The sequence below is a fragment of the Pseudomonas sp. D4-21 genome, from assembly GCF_051132125.1.
Lineage (GTDB): Bacteria > Pseudomonadota > Gammaproteobacteria > Pseudomonadales > Pseudomonadaceae > Aquipseudomonas.
The window spans coordinates 3,992,912-4,014,387 of sequence record NZ_CP071664.1 but is presented as its reverse complement, the minus strand read 5'-3'; the positions used below and the strand labels follow the sequence as shown (position 1 = coordinate 4,014,387).

At 59.3% G+C, this 21,476-nt stretch carries 13 protein-coding genes; all 13 read left to right on the top strand.

The genetic code is table 11. The annotated features are described in order from the left end of the window. The first annotated feature begins 10 nt into the window (after positions 1 to 10). The 13 genes from flgJ to J3Q04_RS17790 all read left to right on the top strand — a co-directional run bounded on the left by flgJ (position 11) and on the right by J3Q04_RS17790 (position 21,469). A complete protein-coding gene (flgJ, locus tag J3Q04_RS17850; protein ID WP_420767430.1) occupies positions 11 to 1,309 on the top strand; it encodes a flagellar assembly peptidoglycan hydrolase FlgJ in 1,299 nt (432 codons plus the stop codon). Positions 1,310 to 1,319: 10 nt separating this feature from the next. Beyond that, positions 1,320 to 3,386, top strand: coding sequence for a flagellar hook-associated protein FlgK (flgK, locus tag J3Q04_RS17845; RefSeq protein WP_420767401.1), 2,067 nt, complete (start codon positions 1,320 to 1,322; stop codon positions 3,384 to 3,386). Positions 3,387 to 3,399: 13 nt separating this feature from the next. After that, positions 3,400 to 4,965 (top strand): flagellar hook-associated protein 3, encoded by a 1,566-nt coding sequence (locus tag J3Q04_RS17840; RefSeq protein ID WP_434562966.1) that lies wholly within the window; start codon positions 3,400 to 3,402, stop codon positions 4,963 to 4,965. Between the two features lie 94 nt (positions 4,966 to 5,059). After that, on the top strand, positions 5,060 to 8,629 hold the full coding sequence (locus J3Q04_RS17835; RefSeq protein ID WP_434610241.1) for a glycosyltransferase: 3,570 nt from the start codon (positions 5,060 to 5,062) through the stop codon (positions 8,627 to 8,629). Positions 8,630 to 8,778: 149 nt separating this feature from the next. Then, the gene (locus J3Q04_RS17830; RefSeq protein WP_434610243.1) at positions 8,779 to 12,399 is read left to right on the top strand and encodes a beta strand repeat-containing protein; all 3,621 of its coding nucleotides are present in this window, start codon (positions 8,779 to 8,781) and stop codon (positions 12,397 to 12,399) included. A gap of 276 nt (positions 12,400 to 12,675) precedes the next feature. Further along, the gene (locus J3Q04_RS17825; RefSeq protein ID WP_434610245.1) at positions 12,676 to 14,415 is read left to right on the top strand and encodes a type I secretion system permease/ATPase; all 1,740 of its coding nucleotides are present in this window, start codon (positions 12,676 to 12,678) and stop codon (positions 14,413 to 14,415) included. Next, entirely contained in the window at positions 14,415 to 15,725 is a 1,311-nt protein-coding gene (locus tag J3Q04_RS17820; RefSeq protein WP_434610247.1) for an HlyD family type I secretion periplasmic adaptor subunit, read from the top strand. Before J3Q04_RS17825 ends, J3Q04_RS17820 begins: the two co-directional genes overlap by 1 nt. Before the next feature lie 212 nt (positions 15,726 to 15,937). Next, a complete protein-coding gene (gene rfbF, locus J3Q04_RS17815; protein WP_420767398.1) occupies positions 15,938 to 16,711 on the top strand; it encodes a glucose-1-phosphate cytidylyltransferase in 774 nt (257 codons plus the stop codon). Beyond that, complete coding sequence (gene rfbG, locus J3Q04_RS17810; protein WP_434610249.1) at positions 16,693 to 17,775, top strand: CDP-glucose 4,6-dehydratase; 1,083 nt, start codon at positions 16,693 to 16,695, stop codon at positions 17,773 to 17,775. The genes rfbF and rfbG overlap by 19 nt, the downstream gene beginning before the upstream one ends. Next, positions 17,772 to 18,332, top strand: a complete 561-nt coding sequence (gene rfbC, locus J3Q04_RS17805; protein ID WP_434562972.1) for a dTDP-4-dehydrorhamnose 3,5-epimerase — start codon at positions 17,772 to 17,774, stop codon at positions 18,330 to 18,332. The genes rfbG and rfbC overlap by 4 nt, the downstream gene beginning before the upstream one ends. Further along, positions 18,329 to 19,555 (top strand): methyltransferase domain-containing protein, encoded by a 1,227-nt coding sequence (locus J3Q04_RS17800; RefSeq protein WP_434610251.1) that lies wholly within the window; start codon positions 18,329 to 18,331, stop codon positions 19,553 to 19,555. Before rfbC ends, J3Q04_RS17800 begins: the two co-directional genes overlap by 4 nt. After that, complete coding sequence (locus J3Q04_RS17795) at positions 19,552 to 20,409, top strand: NAD-dependent epimerase/dehydratase family protein (RefSeq protein WP_420767394.1); 858 nt, start codon at positions 19,552 to 19,554, stop codon at positions 20,407 to 20,409. Before J3Q04_RS17800 ends, J3Q04_RS17795 begins: the two co-directional genes overlap by 4 nt. Then, the gene (locus J3Q04_RS17790) at positions 20,399 to 21,469 is read left to right on the top strand and encodes a class I SAM-dependent methyltransferase (RefSeq protein ID WP_434610254.1); all 1,071 of its coding nucleotides are present in this window, start codon (positions 20,399 to 20,401) and stop codon (positions 21,467 to 21,469) included. The genes J3Q04_RS17795 and J3Q04_RS17790 overlap by 11 nt, the downstream gene beginning before the upstream one ends. Positions 21,470 to 21,476 lie beyond the last annotated feature (7 nt).

The following is a 21,476-nucleotide window of genomic DNA, read 5'->3' as shown; positions in this document are numbered from 1 at the left end:
AGCGGTCATGGTGGATATGCGCAAAGGCGCCTTGATCAGTGGGGATTCAGCGTCCTATTCGGACCTCAATCGCCTCAATCAGCTCAAGGTCGGCGACAAGAACAGCGAAGGCAACCTGCGCAAAGTGGCGCAGGAGTTCGAGTCGCTGTTCCTCGGCGAAATGCTCAAGTCCATGCGTTCGGCCACCGAGGCCCTCGGCAAGGACAATCCGATGAACACGCCGGAAGCCAAGCAATACCAGGAAATGTACGACCAGCAGTTGGCCGTTTCCATGTCCCGCGAGGGCGGCGGTATCGGCCTGGCTGACGTGCTGCTGCGCCAGATGTCGAAGAACAAACCGCTGGCCTCGGGCGAGGCGGCCACCTTATCGGCCGCCAAGCAGCAAGAGGCGCTGGACAAGGCCAAGGCGCCAGTACCCACGCCTGTGGCGGCCGGAACGCTGCCCGACGGGCCGTTGTCGCGCAGCAACGGCCAGCGCCCACTCTGGGCGTCGCGTGCCGTGAGCGCGCCGCAAGGTGCCGAGGGCATTCACCGTAACGACATGGAATTGATCAACCAGCGCCGCCTGGCCCTGCCACCGAAACTCGCCGACCGCTTGCTCGCGGGGTTGGTGCCTTCGGCATCGGTCAAGCCTGAAGCGATGGCGCAGAACGTCTTGCCTGATCGCGCCATTGCCGCCGTCAAGCCGGCTTCCGGTGAGCTGGCCAACGGTGACTGGCTGGCCGCGCTCAAGGCTGCCGAGCCCAAAGGCGACATGCAAGTCTATGGCCGCGCCGTGGCCCAGCCACCGCTGGCGCCGGCGCGCAAGGCCTTCCGCGATGCCGATGAATTCGTCAACGCCATGCTGCCAATGGCCAAGGAAGCAGCGGACCGTATCGGCGTCGACCCTCGTTACCTGGTGGCCCAGGCTGCTCTCGAAACCGGTTGGGGCAAATCGGTGATGCGACAGCCCGATGGCAGCAGCAGCCACAACCTGTTCGGCATCAAGGCCAGCGCGAACTGGAAGGGCGATTCGGCGCGGGCGATCACCAGCGAATTCCGCAATGGCGAGATGGTCAAGGAGACGGCCGAGTTCCGTTCCTACGCCTCGTACCGTGACAGTTTCCATGACCTGGTCAATCTGCTGCAAAGCAACAGTCGCTATCAAGCTGTGCTGAAGTCGGCCGATAACCCGGAACAGTTTGTACGCGAGTTGCAGAAGGCCGGTTACGCCACCGACCCGAACTACGCCAGCAAGATTTCGAACATAGCCCGGCAGATGACGAGTTACCAAAACTACGCTTCGGCTGGTGCCACCACGACTTTATAAGGTCTGAACCATGAGTTTGCTCAATATCGGGATGTCGGGTCTGTCCGCAAGCCAGACCGCACTGGTGACCACGGGTAACAACATCGCCAACGTCGATACCGCAGGGTATTCGCGTCAGCAGACCGTGCAGACCACCAAGGCGTCGAACCAGTACGGCAACGTGTTCATCGGCTCCGGCACGACCCTGGCGGACGTACGCCGGGTCTACAACTCCTATCTTGAAGCGCAACTGAAGACCACCACCTCGCTCAACAGCGATGCGGCGGCCTACCAGGGGCAGATCACACCGCTTGATTCCCTGCTGTCGGACAGCGGCACTGGCCTCAACGGCGCGCTGACCAAGTTCTTCGCCTCGGTGCAGAACGTCAACGCCAAGCCGGGCGACGACGCCTCTCGCCAGTTGCTGCTCAGCGATGCACAGGCCTTGAGCAACCGTTTCAATTCGGTAGCCAGCCAGTTGACGGCGCAGAGCGAGAACATCAACGGCAACCTGTCGAACATGGTCGAGCAGATCAACAGCCTGGCCACCACCGTCGCCCAGTTGAACAAGAAAATCGCCGAAGTTTCCAACGCCGGCGGCGCGCCGAACGACCTGCTCGATGCCCGCAGCGAGACCATTCGCCAGCTGTCCACCTTCACCGGCACTCAGGTCGTGGAGAACGGCAGCAGCCTGGACATCTACCTGGGATCCGGCCAGCCACTGGTCATGGGCAATATCACCAATAAACTGGAAGCGGTGCCGGACAAGAACGACCCCGGTCGCATTGGCATCCAGCTCAACAGCGGCTCCAGCGTCATGGACATCACCCAGGTGATGACCGGCGGTGAAATCGGTGGCCTGATGCGCTACCGCAGCACCGTCCTCGACCCGGCCATGAACGAGCTGGGCCGTGTGGCGCTGGTCGTCGCCGACCAGATGAACAGCATCCAGGCCTCGGGTATCGACAAGAACGGCGCATTCGGTTCCAACCTGTTCAGCAGCATCAATAGTGCGGCCCAGATGAGCCAGCGCAGCGTTGCCTCGCTGGGCAACAGCGCCGGGTCCGGCAACTTCAACGTGTCGATCGAAGACACGGGCAAGCTGACGACCAACGACTACAAGATCACCTTCACCAGCGCCACCGACTACACCGTCCAGCGTCTGCCCGATAACACGCCGATGGGTGCGTTCAACACCGCGACCACGCCGGCACCGGTGGTCGATGGTTTCTCGCTGACCTTCGCCAACGGCACCGCGGCCGTCGGTGACTCGTTCAAGATCACCCCGACCCGCAACGCCGCGGGCAGCATCAAGACCGAGATGACCGACTCCAAGCGGCTGGCGATTGCCGCGCCGCTGGGCGCCGCCATCACGCCGGGCGGCAGCGGCACGCTGACCATTCCGGCCAGCGGCCAGCCGACCATGACCACCAAGCTGGACATCTACGACGAAGCCACTACCAGCATCATCCAGAACGGCATCAAGAATTCGATGCCGGTCAAAGTGGTGTTCGGGGCGACGTCGGCCGGTGGCACCAGCCAGGCTTATCAGTTGCTCGATGCCAAGGGCGGCGTGATCAGCAGTGGCACCATCAAACCCGGTCAGAGCAACACCCTGAGCCTGAGCGTTCCGCTCAAGGACGCCACCGGCGCCCCGATCATGGATTCGTCCGTACCGCCGGTGCAGCGTACCGTCACGTTCGATATGTCCATCGCCGGCGCGCCTTCCGACGGTGCCGGCATCGATATAAGCCTCAGTCAGCCTGGTAGCCTTGATAACCGTAACGGTACCGTGCTCGCTGGCTTGCAGACCGCCAAAACCGTGGATACCGGTTCGGCCAGCAAGGGCATTTCCTTGAACGATGCCTACGGCAAACTGGTGGAAGGCGTCGGTGCCAAGGCCGCCCAAGGCAAGCTGGACAGCGCCGCCACCGGCGCGATCCTGGACAACGCCAAGAATGCCCGCGACTCGCTGTCGGGCGTTGACCTGGATGAAGAGACCGGCAATCTGGTCAAGTTCCAGCAGTACTACACCGCGTCTTCGCAGATCATCAAGGCTGCGCAGGAAATCTTCAGCACATTGATCAACAGTCTTTAAGGAGCCGTAGCCCATGCGCATTTCTACTTCTCAGTTTTACGAAAGCACGGCTGCGAACTACCAGAAGAACTTCGCCAACGTGGTCAAGACCAGCGAAGAGGCCAGCAGCCTGGTGCGCGTGAACACCGCCGCCGATGATCCGGTGGGCGCTTCGCGTCTGCTGCAATTGGGTACCCAGGCTTCGATGCTGGCCCAGTACGAAACCAACGCCAACACCATCAAGGCCACCCTGGGTACCACCGAAGCGGTGATGACCAGCATCGGCAACGTGCTGCAGCGCGCCAAGGAACTGGCTGTCGGTGCCGGTAACGCCGGTTACACCGACGCTGATCGTCAGGCCAACGCTTCGGAGCTGGCGCAGATCGAAGAACAGTTGCTGAGCCTGATGAACAGCAAGGACGAAAACGGAAAGTACATCTTCTCCGGTTCCAAGGGTGACACCGTCCCGTTCACCCGCAACACCGATGGTAGCTACAGCTACAACGGCGACCAGGTGACGCTCGACCTGCCGGTCGGTGACACCATGTCGATGGCCACCAACAGCACCGGCTGGGAGGTGTTCCAGCAAGCCGTCAACACCAGCCGCAGCCAGGTCACTCGGACCGCGCCGCCGGTGGATGACGGGCGCGTGGTCTTGTCCGACGGCCAGGTTTCCTCCAGCGTTAGCTATAACAGCAAGTTCCGCAGCGGCGAGCCGTACACCGTGGAGTTCACCAGCGGCACGCAACTGAGAATCACCGACTCGCTCGGCAATGACGTGACCGCCGAAGCGAGCCAGGGCGGCGCGTTCGACCCTAACAGCAAGAGCGGGCAGGCGGTCCAGTTCCGTGGTGTGGAGCTGACCCTGAACATCAATCTGCAAACGGGCGATGTCCCTGGCACGGTGTTGCCAGGCCATACCTTCACCCTGGCTGCCAAGCCGGACACCTTTGTTCCGATGCGCAGTCCTGGCAACCCGACCGCGGTGCAAGTCACCGGCAGCGAAATCACCGATCCGGTGGCCTACCACGCCAGTTTCCCTACGGGGGCGGCCGTGTTGAAGTTCACCAGCGCCACCGATTTCGACCTTTACGCAGCGCCGCTGACCGCTAACAGCCAACCCGTGTCCAGCGGCACCCTGGCCGGTAACGTAGCCACCGCTTCAGGCGTGAGCTTCACCCTGGACGGCACGCCAGCCGCAGACGATCAGTTCAGCATCGCGGTCAACACCCACGAAACCCAGAACATCCTGGACACCGTGAATCAGCTGAAAACCGCGTTGAACACACCGACCAACAACGATCCGATAGCGTTGCAGAAACTGCAGGCTTCGCTGGCGTCCGGCATCGGCAACCTGGCAAGCGGCACCGATCAATTGTCCAGCGCCCTGAGTTCCGTGGGTGGTCGTGGTGCCGCTCTGGACACCCAGAGCGACACCAACCAGAGCTTGATGCTGGCCAATAAACAGACCCAATCGTCGATCCGTGACTCCGATTCGGCCGAGGTATTAACCCGCCTGACATTGCAACAGACCATGCTGCAAGCCTCGCAACTGGCGTTCAGCAAGATCGCCCAGTTGGGTCTGTTCAACAAGATCTGAGCCGGTATCGACCGAGCCGCCAACCGTCTTTTTTTAAGCGGTTCCGGGGCTCCGGCCTGAAAAGGCCGGGGCCCGCCGCTCGAGAGTTTAAACCGTGAAGTCACTTCCCCTCGTCAGTATCGTCATTCCTGCCTACAACCCGCGGTTCTTCGACCAGGCACTGCTCAGTGCGTTGGCCCAGACCTACGAAAACGTTGAAATCATCGTTTGCGACGATTCGCCTGACGATGAGATTCGCAACATAGTCGCGTCATTCAAACAGCCGGCCCATCCGGTCCGCTATCTGAAAAATCCTCAACGGCTAGGACTGCCGGGCAACCTGTTGCGTTGTGTCGATGAGGCGCAGGGCGAGTTCATCAAGGTCTTGTGCGATGACGATCGTCTATTCGCACCGAGCATTGCGATGCAGGCCCAGGCGTTGATGGATCATGCTGACGTGAGCGTGGTGTTCGCGCTGCGGCTGTTGTGCGACGCAGGCAACTTCATCTTGCCGCCCCGGGTGGATAACTGCCGCTTCTCGCCAAATGACGCCTTGCTCAAAGGCGACGACATGCTGGCAATTTTCGAGAGCACGCCAACCAACTTCATCGGCAATTTCAGTTCCACCCTGATGCGCCGCGCCGATGTGCTGGAATTGTTGCCTGCGTTGATCCAGGACGGTGCCGGTTTTGTCGCGGTGCTCGACTTCGCCTTGTTTGTTTGCCTGATGCGGCGCGGCAATCTGATTGCCTTGAATACCGTGTTGAGTATCGAGCGCCTCTACCCGGAGCGTTTGAGCAAGACCCCGGAAATGCTCAAGGCAGCAAAGACAGAGTGGGAATGGCTGGCGCAGATGCTTGTCGCGCGCAGCGGTGAAGCGGCGCCGGCTTCTGGTTGGGTGCGCTGCATTGATCTGGACAAGATCACCGATGAACCTCACGCCTGGCAGGAGCTCTGCGTAACCCGCGTATTGGGCAACCGCAATACCGTCGTGAATGGTCGAGTCGGGGCGCAAAGCGATAGTTATGCCGACTTCTATCGGGAATGGCTGGCCGTCCGCCGGTTCAGTGAGGTAGAACGACGCGTCATGCCCGCGCGCATCGATAGTTGGCCGTTTCGGCCGAACATCGTGCCTTTGGTCATCGACGCGCTCGGCGATGCGGAGTCGCTTGAGGCGACGCTACGCAGCATCAAGGGCCAGCTGTATTCAGCCCAGGCCGTAGTGGTGCTTTCCGATGCTCCTTGCGAAGCGGATGAACGGGTTCTGCAGTTGCCTTACCAGGCGGATTGGCCGAGTCAGCTTAATGCCATCGTTCCACAGCTGGAAGGCGCCCATTGGTTCTACGTGCTGCGCGCGGGCGACGTGCTGCGCGATTCAGCGTTGTTGATCCTGGCCGAGCGCGTTGCCGGAAGGCCGGGCATCCTTTGCGTCTACAGCGATGAAGGCGCTTTGGTGGACGGCGAGTCCTTCGAGCCAGTGTTCAAGCCGGATTTCAACCTGGACCTGATGCGCGCCTATCCCTATGTCGGTCGGACCTTGGCTTTCGAGCGTGAACGATTCATGGCCCTCGGTGGTTTTGAACCGGATCACGGTGAACTGGCGCCCCACGATCTGCTCTGGCGCCTGGTGGAAGAGGCTGGCCCTCAGACCATCGAACACATCGCGGAAATCCAGGTTGAGTCGGTCCTGAGCTTCGCCCAATGGTTGTCGCTGCCCGAGGTGATCGAGGGCAACGCCCGGTTGGTTGGCGCGCATCTGGAGCGTATCGGCATCGATCATGAGATTTCCCCGGACACCTTGCCGTTGATCAACCGCATCAGCTACCGACACGGCGAGCGCCCGCTGGTATCGATCATCATGCGTACCGGTGACTCGCTCGCCGCCTTGCAGCGTTGCGCCGAGAGCCTGATCGAACGTACGGCCTACACCCATTATGAAATTCTGATTGTTGACAGCGGCGTCCGGGACCCGGCAATGCTCGACTGGCTGGATAACATGTCGCAGTTGGGTGCGAGCATGTTGCGCGTATTGCGATACGCCGGTGATGACAGCGATGCAGCGGTGCGCAATTTTGCTGCAGGTCAGGCCCGGGGCGACTATTTGCTGTTGCTCAGTCCGCAAACGGTCATTTGTGAAAATGACTGGTTGGACGAGATGGTCAATCATGCCCAGCGTCCTGAGGTAGCGGTGGTCGGTGCGAGGATACTCAGTCCTCAAGGCACGATTGTCGGCGGCGGGCAAGTTCTTGGGTTGGCTGGGCCGGTGGGCACGCCGTTCTACGGTGAATCCGCGGCTTCGCGCGGCTACATGCAGCGTTTGCATACGACGCAGAACTGGAGTTCGGTAAGCAGCGATTGCTTGATGGTGCGCAAGCAGGTATTCGATGAACTCGGCTGCCTGGATGCGTCCTTAACCTTCGGCCTCAGCGATGTCGATCTGTGCCTGCGCGCAGGAAAAATTGGCTACCTGGTTGTCTGGACGCCCTACGCCACGGTCATGAAAGTCGACCTGCCGTCGACCGCTGTCCAGCCTGAAGAAACCACGTTGGTGGAGCGCGAGCGCGAAATCTTCTATCGCAAATGGCTGCCGCAGATCGCCCAGGATCCAGGCTACAACCCTGCGCTGAGCCTCGGGGCGTCCAGCTTCAGCCTGGAACCTTCGCTGCGCAACAATTGGAACCCGTTCTGCCGCCGCGCCCTGCCATTGATACTTGGCTTGCCGGTCAACGCCACCGCGGTTGGGCATTATCGCGTCACGGCCCCGTTGGCCGCTTTGGAGGCCGCCGGGCGGGTAATCGCTCGGGTCGCCTACGAGTCGCCTCCTACCGTCGAGATTGAGCGCCTGTCGCCGGATACGATCGTATTGCAGGGGCGCTACAGCGAAGGGGCCGCCGGCGATATTCTCAGAATGAAAAAATACTCCGGTGCCTTGCGGATTTTCGAACTCGACGATTACGTCATCCAGGCACCCAAGAAAAACACGCATGCGCGCAACAAGCCGGCCAATATCGAACAGATGCTGCGCGAAGGAATCGGGCTGTGTGATCGTGTGGTGGTGACGACACCTTCGCTCGCTGATGCCTTGTCCAGCATGCACAATGAAATTCGTATCGTGCCTAACATGTTGCCACCTGAGCCGTGGGCGAAGCTGACCAGCCGGCGCGGCACGTCCTCCAAGCCTCGGGTGGGTTGGGGGGGAGGAACCAGCCACAGCGGTGATCTGGAAATCATTGCGGACGTGGTTCGCGAGTTGGCAAACGAAGTGGAATGGGTGTTCTTCGGTATGTGCCCGGATGCACTGCGTCCGTATATTCATGAGTTCCACAGCTCGGTCGGCTTGAACACCTACCCATTCAAGCTGGCCAGCCTGAATCTCGACTTGGCGCTGGCTCCCCTGGAGTTCCACATTTTCAACGACTGCAAGAGCAACCTGCGCTTGCTGGAATACGGTGCCTGTGGCTACCCGGTCATCTGCACCGACACCAAGGCCTACGACGGTTTTCTGCCCTGCACCAAAGTGCGCAGCAACAGCACTGAGGAGTGGGTTGAAGCGATCCGCATGCACCTGGCCGATCCGGACGCGAGTTACCGCATGGGTGACGAACTGCGCGAAGCGGTGCTGCGGGACTACATGCTCAGCGGCAAGAACCTGCAGCATTGGTTGTGGGGGTGGTTGCCGGATTGATTCCGAGGGATAGGCGACTTCAGTCGCCTTTTTTATGACCTGTCGCTCCAACTATAGACGGGTTACCGGAAATACTTTTCGATCAAAAGTGGCGTTCCTCTGCCGCTTGGACGATACCCGCTTTTCACAACGGAGCAAGGACGAAGCAAATGGCAGTGATTAATGGGACAAGCGGCGTAGATACGCTGGCCGGAAGCAGCGGGGATGATGAGATTTTTGGTTTAGGTTCGAATGATATTCTCTGGGGCAGTGCTGGGGCGGACAAACTGGATGGGGGAACGGGCGTTGATACGGTGGATTATTCCGCATCGACGGCTGCCATTAACATTGATCTTCGTAACGGTGTCGGCAGGGCTGGCATCGGTGGCGATGCGGAAGGCGATACGTTATTGGCGGTGGAAAAAGTGATCGGGACGGCTTTCGACGACACTTTCACCAGCGCGATCGGTAACGTGACATTTGAAGGGGGTAATGGGAACGATATCTACAACGTTGCCACCACCGGCGTGAAGATCATCGAGCAGGACAATGGCGGCTTCGACGAACTGCGTACTAGCGCCGCAACGACCACCATGGATGTGTTCGTCGAAAAAATGGTGTACACGGGCACGGGCTCTTTTACCGGTTACGGTAGCGCCAGTGACAACATCATTATCGGCGGTGCAAACAACGACGTGTTGTTTGGTGGTGATGGCGCAGATCAGTTTTTCGGTGGCGCGGGGCTTGACGTGGTTGGTTATATTGACAGCAAAGTTGCCGTGAACATCAACCTCAAGACTGGTATCCATTCTGGGATTGCGGCGGGCGATACCTTCACCGACATTGAAGTCATTCGTGGTACAGGCGCTGCTGACACCGTGGTGGCGGATGACCGGGCAATTGGCTTTGACGGTGGCGCGGGTATCGACACCATGGACTACTCTGGATCTTCTGCTGCCATTGACGTGGACATCCGCAACGGTGTTGGCAGGGCTGGCATCGGTGGTGACGCGGAAGGCGACACGTTAGCGGCGGTGGAAAAAGTCATCGGGACGGCTTTCGATGACACTTTCACCAGCGCGATCACCAACGTGACTTTTGAAGGCGGTTCCGGCAACGATATCTACAACATTGCTACCACCAATGTGAAGATCATTGAGCAGGACAATGGCGGCTTCGACGAACTGCGTACTAGCGCCGCAACGACCACCATGGATGTGTTCGTCGAAAAAATGGTGTACACGGGCACGGGCTCTTTTACCGGTTACGGTAGCGCCAGTGACAACATCATTATCGGCGGTGCAAACAACGACGTGTTGTTTGGTGGTGATGGCGCAGATCAGTTTTTCGGTGGCGCGGGGCTTGACGTGGTTGGTTATATTGACAGCAAAGTTGCCGTGAACATCAACCTCAAGACTGGCATCCATTCTGGGATTGCCGCGGGCGATACCTTCACCGACATTGAAGTCATTCGTGGTACAGGCGCTGCTGACACCGTGGTGGCGGATGACCGGGCAATTGGCTTTGACGGTGGCGCGGGTATCGACACGATGGACTACTCTGGATCTTCTGCTGCCATTGACGTCGACATCCGCAACGGTGTTGGCAGGGCTGGCATCGGTGGTGACGCGGAAGGCGACACGTTAGCGGCGGTGGAAAAAGTCATCGGGACGGCTTTCGATGACACTTTCACCAGCGCGATCACCAACGTGACTTTTGAAGGCGGTTCCGGCAACGATATCTACAACATTGCTACCACCAATGTGAAGATCATTGAGCAGGACAATGGCGGCTTCGACGAACTGCGTACTAGCGCCGCAACGACCACCATGGATGTGTTCGTCGAAAAAATGGTGTACACGGGCACGGGCTCTTTTACCGGTTACGGTAGCGCCAGTGACAACATCATTATCGGCGGTGCAAACAACGACGTGTTGTTTGGTGGTGATGGCGCAGATCAGTTTTTCGGTGGCGCGGGGCTTGACGTGGTTGGTTATATTGACAGCAAAGTTGCCGTGAACATCAACCTCAAGACTGGCATCCATTCTGGGATTGCGGCGGGCGATACCTTCACCGACATTGAAGTCATTCGTGGTACAGGCGCTGCTGACACCGTGGTGGCGGATGACCGGGCAATTGGCTTTGACGGTGGCGCGGGTATCGACACCATGGACTACTCTGGATCTTCTGCTGCCATTGACGTGGACATCCGCAACGGTGTTGGCAGGGCTGGCATCGGTGGTGACGCGGAAGGCGACACGTTAGCGGCGGTGGAAAAAGTCATCGGGACGGCTTTCGATGACACTTTCACCAGCGCGATCACCAACGTGACTTTTGAAGGCGGTTCCGGCAACGATATCTACAACATTGCTACCACCAATGTGAAGATCATTGAGCAGGACAATGGCGGCTTCGACGAACTGCGTACTAGCGCCGCAACGACCACCATGGATGTGTTCGTCGAAAAAATGGTGTACACGGGCACGGGCTCTTTTACCGGTTACGGTAGCGCCAGTGACAACATCATTATCGGCGGTGCAAACAACGACCTGTTGTTTGGTGGTGATGGCGCAGATCAGTTTTTCGGTGGCGCGGGGCTTGATGTGGTTGGTTATATTGACAGCAAAGTTGCCGTGAACATCAACCTCAAGACTGGCATCCATTCTGGGATTGCCGCGGGTGATACCTTCACCGACATTGAAGTCATTCGTGGTACAGGCGCTGCTGACACCTTTATCGGTGGCTCGCAAGCGATGGGCCTTGATGGAGCGCTGGGTACAGACTTGGCCAGCTATGAACAGTCCTCCAGCGCGGTGACCATCGATTTGACAACCAATGTGAATGCCGGCGATGCGGCTGGCGATACGTTTACCGCGATCGAAATCTATCAGGGATCGGGCTTCGATGACACCCTGCTGGGCTCTGCTAAAGCCGACATTTTTATTGGTGGTGCGGGCGCCGACGTCATCAATGGTCGCGATGGTGTGGACCAAGCGTGGTACATCAACAGTGCTGCCGCTGTGGATATCAACCTTCAGACGGGCATTCACCAGGGAGGCGACGCCCAGGGCGATGTGCTGACTAACATCGAGCGGGTCATGGGCAGCCAGTTCAATGACTCCATGACAGGAGACAGCCTGGCTAACTGGCTGGAGGGCGGGTTGGGCAGCGACATCATCTACGGGGGCGATGGCGCCGATTACATCTATGGCGGCTTGTACACGGCTACAGGCCCGATGCTTCCCGGTAGCTCCACCAACGTTGCCCAGGCCGATCAGCTCTATGGTGGCCTCGGCAATGATTCGATCACCACGGCCAGCCTGGACACCGGCACAGTGGCTTATGGCGAGGCTGGCAGCGACGGTATCGCGGTGTTCAGCGGCACTGCTGACGGTGGGGCCGGCAACGATGTTCTGTTGGGCAAAGGGTATGGTTTCCGCTTATTGGGCGGGGCAGGCGATGACACTTTGACTGTCGCTGAAGGTGGTCAAGGGTTCGTCAATGGGGGCCAGGATGACGATACCTACGTCATTGATACCTACGGTCAAGTCTCGATCAAGGATGACGGCGCAGGAGGATTTGATCGGGTGATGCTGAATGGAATGGAGTCGATGGACACGATAACGACCGTACGAAGTGGCAATGATGCCTATATCTTCAATACCTCCAGCTACCATTCTGGCCAACCTCTTTCGGACATGGGCGTGAAGCTGCAGGACTGGTATGCGGGCTTTAACACCATCGAACAGTTCCATACGGCCAATGGGGATGTCTTTACGATCCCCGCATAACACCTGCGTGAGCTCCTTCTAGCCTGGGGAGCTTGATCAAGAACAGGGCTACAGGAGCGCCTTTGGGTCTTATTGACCCAGAGGCGTTTTTATTTTGCCCGCAGCTTGGGCGCAATCTTACGCAGCCGAGTCCTGCCGTAGGCGGACTGTCTGGTGCGGAACTTGCAGTTCAGCGCAAAGCGCTCGAAGAGCGTCAAGTTTCCATACGATCTCTGTCATCCAGTCAGTATGGACTGGGGACATGGATGTCATGAAAAACCAAGGGATGGATAACAGTTGAAACCCCCTAACGCTGTCAGCGCGCCTGTTGTCGCGCCTCCATTGAAATCGGCACTGCGCCGGGGGCTGATAGGCGCCGCGCTGTTTTCCGGGGTGATTAATATCCTGGCGCTGATTGGCCCGGTGTTCATGCTGGAAGTGTATGACCGGGTGATTCCCAGCCAAAGCGTCCCGACCCTGGTCGCCCTGGGGCTGCTGGCGCTGGGGGTTTATGCGCTTTCAGGCCTGCTGGACATAATTCGCTCCCGAGTCATGGTGCGAATTGCTTCCTCGCTGGATCTGACGCTCTCTTCGAGAGTCTTCAACATGATTGCCGGCGCTTCGCTGAAAACGCCGATTACCGGAGACGCTTTGAAACCGGCCCAGGAGCTAGACCAGATCCGCAGTTTTATTGGTGGTCCGGGACTTATGGCATTTTTCGATTTGCCGTGGATGCCGGTTTACCTCGCGATCTGCTTTTATATTCACCCGCTCTTTGGTTTTTTGACCGTCGGCCTGATGATTATCCTCATCGGTCTGACCCTGATCACTGACCGGCAAACCCGCAAACTGATGCTAGCGTCGGCCGAGGCGTTGAACAAGCGCAATCATCTGGGCCAGCAAGCTCACCAGAACGCCGAAGCACTGATGGCCATGGGCATGTTGGCCAATACGTCGACCATCTGGCAGAAGAATCACAGCACCTTCATCACCCTACAACGACGCTCGATCGACATCGGCGGCTTTTACGGTGGCATTTCTAAAACCCTGCGCCAGGTCGTTCAGTCGGCCGCCCTGGCCTTGGGGGCGTGGCTGGTGATCCAAGGCGACTTGAGCGGCGGCACAATGATCGCGGCCTCGATCATCGTGGCGCGGACCCTGGCGCCAGCGGAGCAGGTCATTGCCACGTGGCGTAGCCTGTTGGGTGCCCAGATCGCCTGGAAGAAGCTGTTGGAAGTGTTCTCTCTGTTTCCGGATGCACAGAGCAAGACCGAATTGCCCGCTGCCTATCGCAGTTTGCAGGTCGAAAATGTTTTTGCCGCGCCGCCCGGCGTGCAAAGCCTGACCTTGCAAAATATCCACTTCATGGTCGCCGCGGGCACTGCCGTTGGTGTGGTAGGGCCGAGCGCATCGGGCAAGTCGTCATTGGCGCGGGTGCTGGTCAACGCCTGGGCGCCGGCTCGCGGACATGTCCGGCTCGACGGCGCGCCGCTGGAGCTGCTGACCGAACAGGCGCGAGGCAAGTTGATCGGTTATCTGCCGCAATGCGTTGGGCTGTTTACCGGAACTGTCGCCCAGAACATCGCTCGGCTAGACCCTTCGGCACCGGACAGTGCGATCGTCAGCGCAGCGCAATTGGCTGGGGTCCATGAGTTGATTCTGCAACTGCCCCAAGGCTATGAAACCCAAGTGGGGGAAGGTGGGGTCAACCTCTCGGCCGGTCAGCGACAACGGGTGGCACTGGCCAGGGCTCTATTTGGTGATCCGTTCCTGGTGGTGCTGGACGAGCCAAATTCAAACCTCGATGCCGAAGGTGAACAGGCGCTTGCCAAGGCCATCCTGGCACTCAAGGCCCGTGGCGCAATCGTGGTGGTGATTGCCCATCGCACCAGTATCTTGTCGGTGATTGACCATGTGTTGATTCTCGAAAACGGCATGCAGGCAGCTTTTGGTCCCAAGGATGTCGTCCTTAAAAGGCCGCCTGCGCCAGCTCCCCGGCCCACCACCAATGTCGCGGAATTGGGAGTGTCCAACTGATGCAGACCGATCAAGAAGCCAATCTGACCGATTCTTTATCCAGTCATCTGCGTTGGGGGGCAGTGTCATTGGTGCTGCTGCTCGGCGGAAGCCTGACTTGGGCGATGCTGACCAACCTGTCTAGTGCAGTCGTTGCTTCGGGGGTGGTGGCCGTGGAGGGCAGCGTTAAGACGATCCAGCATCCTACTGGAGGTGTGGTGGCCGAATTGCTGATCAAGGAAGGGCAGGCAGTCGCGGCAGGGGACGTGTTGTTGCGTCTAGATGCCACCTTGCCAGCCGCCAGCCAGGCCATCGTAAGCAAGTCTTTGAATCAGGCCTGGGCCCGTCTGGCTCGCCTGGAGGCCGAGCGGGACAATGCCAGCGAAGTGATGGTGCCGAAAGAGCTACTGAGTCGTATGAGCTTGGAAGAGGCCAAGACAGTCATGGCCAGCGAGCAGCAACTGTTCATCGACCGCCGCGCTTCCCGGGAAGGGCAGAAGAAGCAACTGCGCGAGCGTGTCCAGCAACTCAACGAAACCATTGCCGGCCACGACCTCCAGCAAAAAACCAAGCTTGAGGAAATCGAACTGATTGATAGCGAATACCAAGCCGTCAAAAAGCTGTTCGACAAAGGAATGATGACCCTCGACCGAGTTAATGCCCTGGCTCGAGGTATTGCCCGCTTGCGCGGAGAGCGGGGACAGTTGATGGCGTCCATTGCCGAGGCGCGGGGCAAGATCGCCGAAACCGAGTTGCAACGACTTCAGGTTGACCAGACTTTCCGCAGTGAAGTGTCCCAGGAACTGAGGGATTTGCTGGCCCGTCAGGGCGAGTTGATCGAGCGGGAAATCACTGCCAGTGATCAGCTCAAACGCATCGACATCACCTCGCCGATTGCTGGGCGCGTGCAGCAATTGGCCGTGCACACAATCGGTGGCGTCATCTCACCGGCCGAGGGGCTCATGCAGATCGTACCCGCCGACGATGAACTGCTGGTGGAGGCGAAAATCAGTGCCCAGGACATCGACCAACTAACGGTTGGACAATCTGCGACCTTGCGCTTGAGTGCGTTCAACCGCAGCACCACCCCGGAACTGACCGGCACCGTGGTGCGGCTGTCAGCGGATCTGATTCAGGATGAGCGCACCGGGGTGGGGTTTTATCGGGCGGGCATCAAGATTCCTCAAAGTGAACTGGCAAAATTGCAAGGGCTAGCCTTAGTGCCGGGAATGCCGGTTGAGTCGATGATTCAGACCGGCTCCAGAAACGTCATGTCTTACCTGCTTAAACCGATCAGCGACCATGCCCAACGAGCATTCAGAGAGGGCTAGTTCTTACGCCGAATGTCTTGGTGAGGTTATAAACGTTATAGTTTAGATACCAGCATTTGCTGGCGCGTTTCCTGCAAGCCCCCCTCATATCGCCATAAAACGAGCGCTCGCGGCCTTTCGCAGCGCCCAAATCGGCATTGAAGGTGTAATCCCCGCGTCCGCAAAGCGAAACAACGCTTGGTCGAGCCCGGTGATGAACAAGAGGGGAGACGATGAAGGCAGTTATCTTGGCAGGTGGTCTCGGCACGCGGATCAGCGAGGAGTCGCACCTCAAGCCCAAGCCGATGATCGAGATCGGTGGCAAGCCAATTCTTTGGCACATCATGAAGCAGTATTCCGCCCATGGAATCCACGACTTCGTGATCTGCCTGGGCTACAAGGGCTATGCCATCAAGGATTTCTTCGCCAACTACTTCTTGCACACCTCTGACGTTACCTTCGACATGTGCAACAACCGCATGGACGTTCACCAGAACTACAGTGAACCGTGGCGTGTGACCTTGATCGACACTGGCGATGACACCATGACCGGTGGGCGACTGCGTCGGGCGGCGCGTTACCTGGAGAATGAAGAGGCGTTCTGCTTCACCTATGGCGACGGTGTGTCGGATCTCAATATTGGCGCGCTGGTGGATTTTCATTTGTCCCACGGCAAGCTTGCCACGGTGACAGCCGTCCAGCCGCCTGGACGTTACGGTGCGCTGGAGCGCAACGGCGATTCTGTCCTCGGGTTTACCGAAAAACCGCGAGGCGATGGCGGTTGGATCAATGGCGGATTCTTCGTGCTTTCGCCCAAGGTGTTGCCTTATATCGCTGACGATCAGACCTCATGGGAGGCCGAACCGCTGGCGACGCTGGCAGCGCAGGAGCAACTCAACGCTTTCCAGCACGACGGTTTCTGGCATCCGATGGACACCCTGCGGGACAAGAACCACCTCGAAGCCCTGTGGCAAAGCGGCGAGGCCCCATGGAAGCAATGGTCTTGAACCCTGAGTTCTGGCGTGGCAAGCGCGTACTGGTCACAGGCCATACCGGCTTCAAGGGCAGTTGGCTGACGCTGTGGCTGCAAAGCCTCGGGGCCAAGGTCAGTGGTTTTTCCCTCGACCCCGCCACCCAGCCGAACCTGTTCGAGTTGGCCCGCGTGAGCGAGGGCATCGATGACCGGCGCGGTGACTTGCGCGACCTCGGCGCCTTGCTGGAACTGCTGGCCGACGTGCAGCCGGAGATCGTCCTGCACCTCGCCGCTCAGCCGCTGGTGCGCGAAGGTTACCGGGACCCATTGGGCACGTATTCCAGCAACGTCATGGGCACTCTCAACCTGCTGGAAGCGGTTCGCCAGGTGGGTGGCGTCAAGGCATGTGTACTGGTTACCACCGACAAGGTCTACGCCAATCAGGAATGGTTATGGCCCTACCGCGAAAACGAGCCTTTGGGCGGTCACGATCCTTATAGCAGCAGCAAGGCCTGCTGCGAATTGCTGGCGCAGTCTTATGCCGCCTCATTCTTTTCGGCTGAGCGCTATGCCGAGCATGGCCTTGCTCTGGCCACGGCACGGGCCGGCAATGTGCTGGGCGGCGGTGATTTCGCTCCCGAGCGCCTGATTCCCGACGTGCTTAAAGCCTGGTCGGCAGACGAGCCGGTGACGCTGCGTTATCCACAGGCCGTTCGTCCGTGGCAGCACGCCCTGGAACCGTTGGCCGGTTACCTGTTATTGGCTGAGTGCCTTTATCAGCAGGGACCAGAGTTCGCCGGTGCCTGGAACTTCGGCCCGGGTGAAACCGACATGTGCAGCGTCGGCGAGGTCGTCCAGCTGTTGGCCGAGCGCTGGCCGCAAGCGCCCGGCCTGCGCATCGAGCCGAGCGACTTACACGAGGCCGGCCTGTTGCGCCTGGACAGCAGTCGCGCCCGGCAGCTGCTTGGCTGGCAGCCGCGCTGGTCGTTGCAACAATGCCTGGCCCAGACCCTGGATTGGCACTTGGCATGGCAGGACGGCGATGATATGCGTCAAGTCAGCCTCGGCCAACTGAACCTGTATCGAGGGGCGTTGTGAGCGAGTTTTCCTTGATGGCGTTGCCGCTGGCCGGTCTGTTCAGCGTTCAGCACAAACGCTTCGAAGACCAGCGCGGGCATTTCGCCCGGCTGTTCTGCGAAGGTAGCCTGAGCGCATTTGGCCAGCCATTTCATATCCGCCAGATCAACCATTCCTGCACTCGTGAGCGCGGTAGCGTGCGTGGGTTGCATTATCAGAACGCGGCGCAGCCGGAAGCCAAGCTGATCACCTGCCTGCGTGGCGAAGTCTGGGATGTAGCCGTGGATCTGCGTCCCGATTCCGAGACGTTTTTGCATTGGCATGCCGAGCACTTGAAGGCTGGCGATGGCCGCAGCCTGTTGATCCCGGCCGGGTTTGCCCATGGGTTCCAGACCCTGACCGAAGACGCCGAGCTGCTTTACTTGCACAGTGCCGACTACGCTCCCGAGCACGAGGGCGGCCTGTCGGTGAATGATCCGCGGCTGGCGATTGCCTGGCCGCTGCCTGTCAATAATCTGTCGAGCCGGGACAGCAACCATCCCTTGCTCGACGAGCGTTTCGCTGGAGTGCGTCTATGAACTGCCGAGGTTGCGGAACTGCCCTGGCTTTGCCTTTGATCGATCTTGGTACTTCGCCGCCATCCAACGCTTATGTGCGGGCCGACCAACTGGATCAGGCCGAGCAGTGGATGCCGCTCAAGGTCGCGGTGTGCCAGCAATGCTGGTTGGTGCAGACCGAGGACTACACCCGCGCGGACACATTGTTCGACGCTGAGTACGCCTATTTCAGTTCGTTCTCCAGCACCTGGCTGGCCCACGCCGAGCGCTACGTTGCCGAGATGGTGGAGCGCTTCGAATTGAGTGCAGACAGTCGCGTGGTGGAAATTGCCGCCAACGATGGCTACCTGTTGCAGTACGTGGCCAAGCGCAGTATTCCCTGCCTGGGCGTCGAGCCGACGCGCAGCACCGCCGAGGCGGCTCGTGCCAAAGGCCTGGTGATCCGCGAGTTGTTCTTTGGTCGCGAAACGGCCATGCAATTGAACAGCGAAGGCTGGGCAGCGGATTTGATGGCGGCCAACAACGTGCTTGCCCACGTGCCGGACATCAACGATTTCCTTGCTGGTTTTGCCACCCTGCTCAAGCCAACCGGCGTCGCCACGTTCGAGTTTCCGCAACTGCTGACATTGATGGCCGGGCAGCAATTCGACACGCTGTACCACGAGCATTTTTCCTACTTGTCGCTGACGTCCGTGCAAACCCTGTGCGAGCGCAACGGGCTGGAAGTATTCGATGTTAGCCGGTTGTCGACCCATGGCGGTTCGTTGCGAGTCTTCGTCCAGCGTGCCGACGGAGTGCGGCGTTCGATCCAGTCCTCGGTGCAGCAACAATTGCAGGCCGAACAGGAGGCTGGCGTGAAGACCGCCGCGTACTACGCCACCCTGGCGCCGGCTGCCGAAGCGATCAAGCATGGCTTGCTGCGTTTCCTTTTGCAGGCCAAGGCCGACGGCAAGCGTGTGGTGGGCTACGGCGCAGCGGCCAAGGGCAATACATTGCTGAATTATGCGGGGGTCAGGCCCGACCTGCTGGCATGGGTAGCCGATGCCAATCCACACAAACAAGGTAAATACTTGCCGGGCAGTCGCATTCCCATAGTGGCGCCTGAGCGTATTGCCGCCGAGAAGCCTGATTACATTCTCGTCCTGCCTTGGAACCTGCTGAGCGAAGTCAGCCAGCAGTTGGAAGAGGCGCGTGGGTGGGGTGGCCGATTTGTAGTCGCCGTACCTGAGTTGACGCTCCTATGAAGGTGCTGGTGACGGGGGCAACCGGATTTGTCGGTCGACATCTCGTCGAAGCTCTGCTCGCGCGTGGTTGCCAGGTTCGGGCCGTTGCACGTCGGGTCGAGCCGGCCGAGGCGCTGCCCTGGTTCGACCGTGTTGAATTCGTCGCGGCCGATGTCCATTCCAAAGAGCTGGACGTCGCTGCATTGGTCAAGGGTGTCGATGCCTTGGCGCACCTGGCGTGGCCGGGATTGCCGAATTACCAGGCCCTCCTTCATTTCGAACATAACCTGATGGCCGATTATCAGTTCATCAAACAGGTAGTCGTGGCGGGGGTGGGACAGGTGCTGGTCACGGGGACCTGTTTTGAATATGGCCTGCAGAGCGGGCCGCTTGACGAGCAGACTGCGCCACAACCGTCCAACCCTTACGGCTTGGCAAAAAATACCTTGCGCCTGTTTCTTGAACACCTGCAACGCGAGCATTCGTTTACGTTGCAGTGGGTACGCTTGTTCTATTTGCACGGCATCGGTCAGAACCCCAACAGCCTGCTCGCGGCGCTGGACCGGGCCATCGATGCCCAAGCGCCGGTATTCGATATGTCGGGTGGCGAGCAGTTGCGCGATTACCTGGCCATCGAAACAGCGAGTGCTTATATGGCGGGTCTGCTGTCGCGGCGCGAATTCAATGGTGTCGTCAATTGCTCAAGTGGCGAACCGGTGTCGGTTCGCGCACTGGTAGAAGCACGCCTGCGCGAGCGTGGCGCGGCCATTCGCCTGAACTTGGGCCATTATCCCTATCCGACCCACGAACCCATGGCGTTCTGGGGCGTGGCCGAACGTTTGCAAACCTTGTTGGGAGCCGAACATGACGCGTGAGCTGTACCGGGCCGCCGGCCTTCCGGTTCTGCAGAACCGTACCTTCGCCGATGAGCAGTCGGCCAGAGCCTCGGCGAGTGCCGACATGGTGTTGGTTCAGGACGACGTGAGCGGGTTGGTTTTCAACCAAGCGTTCGATGCGGACAAGCTCAGCTATGACAGCGACTACCAGAATGAACAGGCCCACTCCGGTCAGTTCCAGAGGCATCTCGCTGACGTGGAAGGCATCATCGCCAGGCATTTCAGCGGTCAGGACTTGATCGAGGTCGGTTGCGGCAAAGGCTATTTCCTGGAACTGCTCAAGGAACGTGGTTATGCGATCACGGGTATCGACCCTGCCTATGAGGGCGACAACGCCGACGTGATCAAGGCGCCGTTCACTCGCGATCTGGGCCTGTCGGCCGACGCGGTCGTGCTACGTCACGTGCTGGAGCATATTCAGGATCCGGTGGCTTTCCTTGCAGAAATCTCAGCGGCCAACCAGGGCGGACAGATTTATATTGAAGTGCCGTGCCTGGACTGGATCCTGGAGCATCGTGCCTGGTTCGACCTGTTCTATGAGCACGTGAACTATTTCCGCCTCGATGACCTGCGCCGGATGTTTGGCACGGTGCATGAGGCCGGGCACCTGTTCGGCGGTCAGTACCTGTACATCGTTGCCGATCTGGCCACGTTGCGCCTGGAGCCGGAGCAACCCGTTCCAGCCTTGCAAATGCCAGACGAATTCACCGCCAGCCTCAGTCGCGCCGTGCAGATCGTTCAGGCCGCGCCGCAACAAGGCTCGGCGATCTGGGGGGCATCCTCCAAAGGGGTGATCTACTCGCTATTCCTGCAACGAGCCGGTGTAGCGGTGGACTGCGTGGTGGATATCAACCCGGCCAAGCAGGGGCGATATCTGCCGCTGTCGGGCGCCCGGGTGTCTTCGCCGCAAGAAGCCATGAATGCATTGCCCGAAGGCGCCAACCTGTTCGTAATGAATTCCAATTACCTCGAAGAGATCAAGCGGATGACCGGTGGGCGCTACGTCTACCACGCCGTTGACAGCGCTTCGTTCCAATAACCGCGAG

Excerpts from the sequence above, each read along its gene's own strand:
- rfbG (WP_434610249.1), top strand. The coding sequence starts at position 16,693 with ATGGAAGCAATGGTCTTGAACCCTGAGTTCTGGCGTGGCAAGCGCGTA.
- rfbF (WP_420767398.1), top strand. The coding sequence starts at position 15,938 with ATGAAGGCAGTTATCTTGGCAGGTGGTCTCGGCACGCGGATCAGCGAG.
- J3Q04_RS17795 (WP_420767394.1), top strand. The coding sequence starts at position 19,552 with ATGAAGGTGCTGGTGACGGGGGCAACCGGATTTGTCGGTCGACATCTC.
- J3Q04_RS17830 (WP_434610243.1), top strand. The coding sequence starts at position 8,779 with ATGGCAGTGATTAATGGGACAAGCGGCGTAGATACGCTGGCCGGAAGC.
- J3Q04_RS17790 (WP_434610254.1), top strand. The coding sequence starts at position 20,399 with ATGACGCGTGAGCTGTACCGGGCCGCCGGCCTTCCGGTTCTGCAGAAC.
- J3Q04_RS17820 (WP_434610247.1), top strand. The coding sequence starts at position 14,415 with ATGCAGACCGATCAAGAAGCCAATCTGACCGATTCTTTATCCAGTCAT.
- J3Q04_RS17800 (WP_434610251.1), top strand. The coding sequence starts at position 18,329 with ATGAACTGCCGAGGTTGCGGAACTGCCCTGGCTTTGCCTTTGATCGAT.
- J3Q04_RS17840 (WP_434562966.1), top strand. The coding sequence starts at position 3,400 with ATGCGCATTTCTACTTCTCAGTTTTACGAAAGCACGGCTGCGAACTAC.
- flgK (WP_420767401.1), top strand. The coding sequence starts at position 1,320 with ATGAGTTTGCTCAATATCGGGATGTCGGGTCTGTCCGCAAGCCAGACC.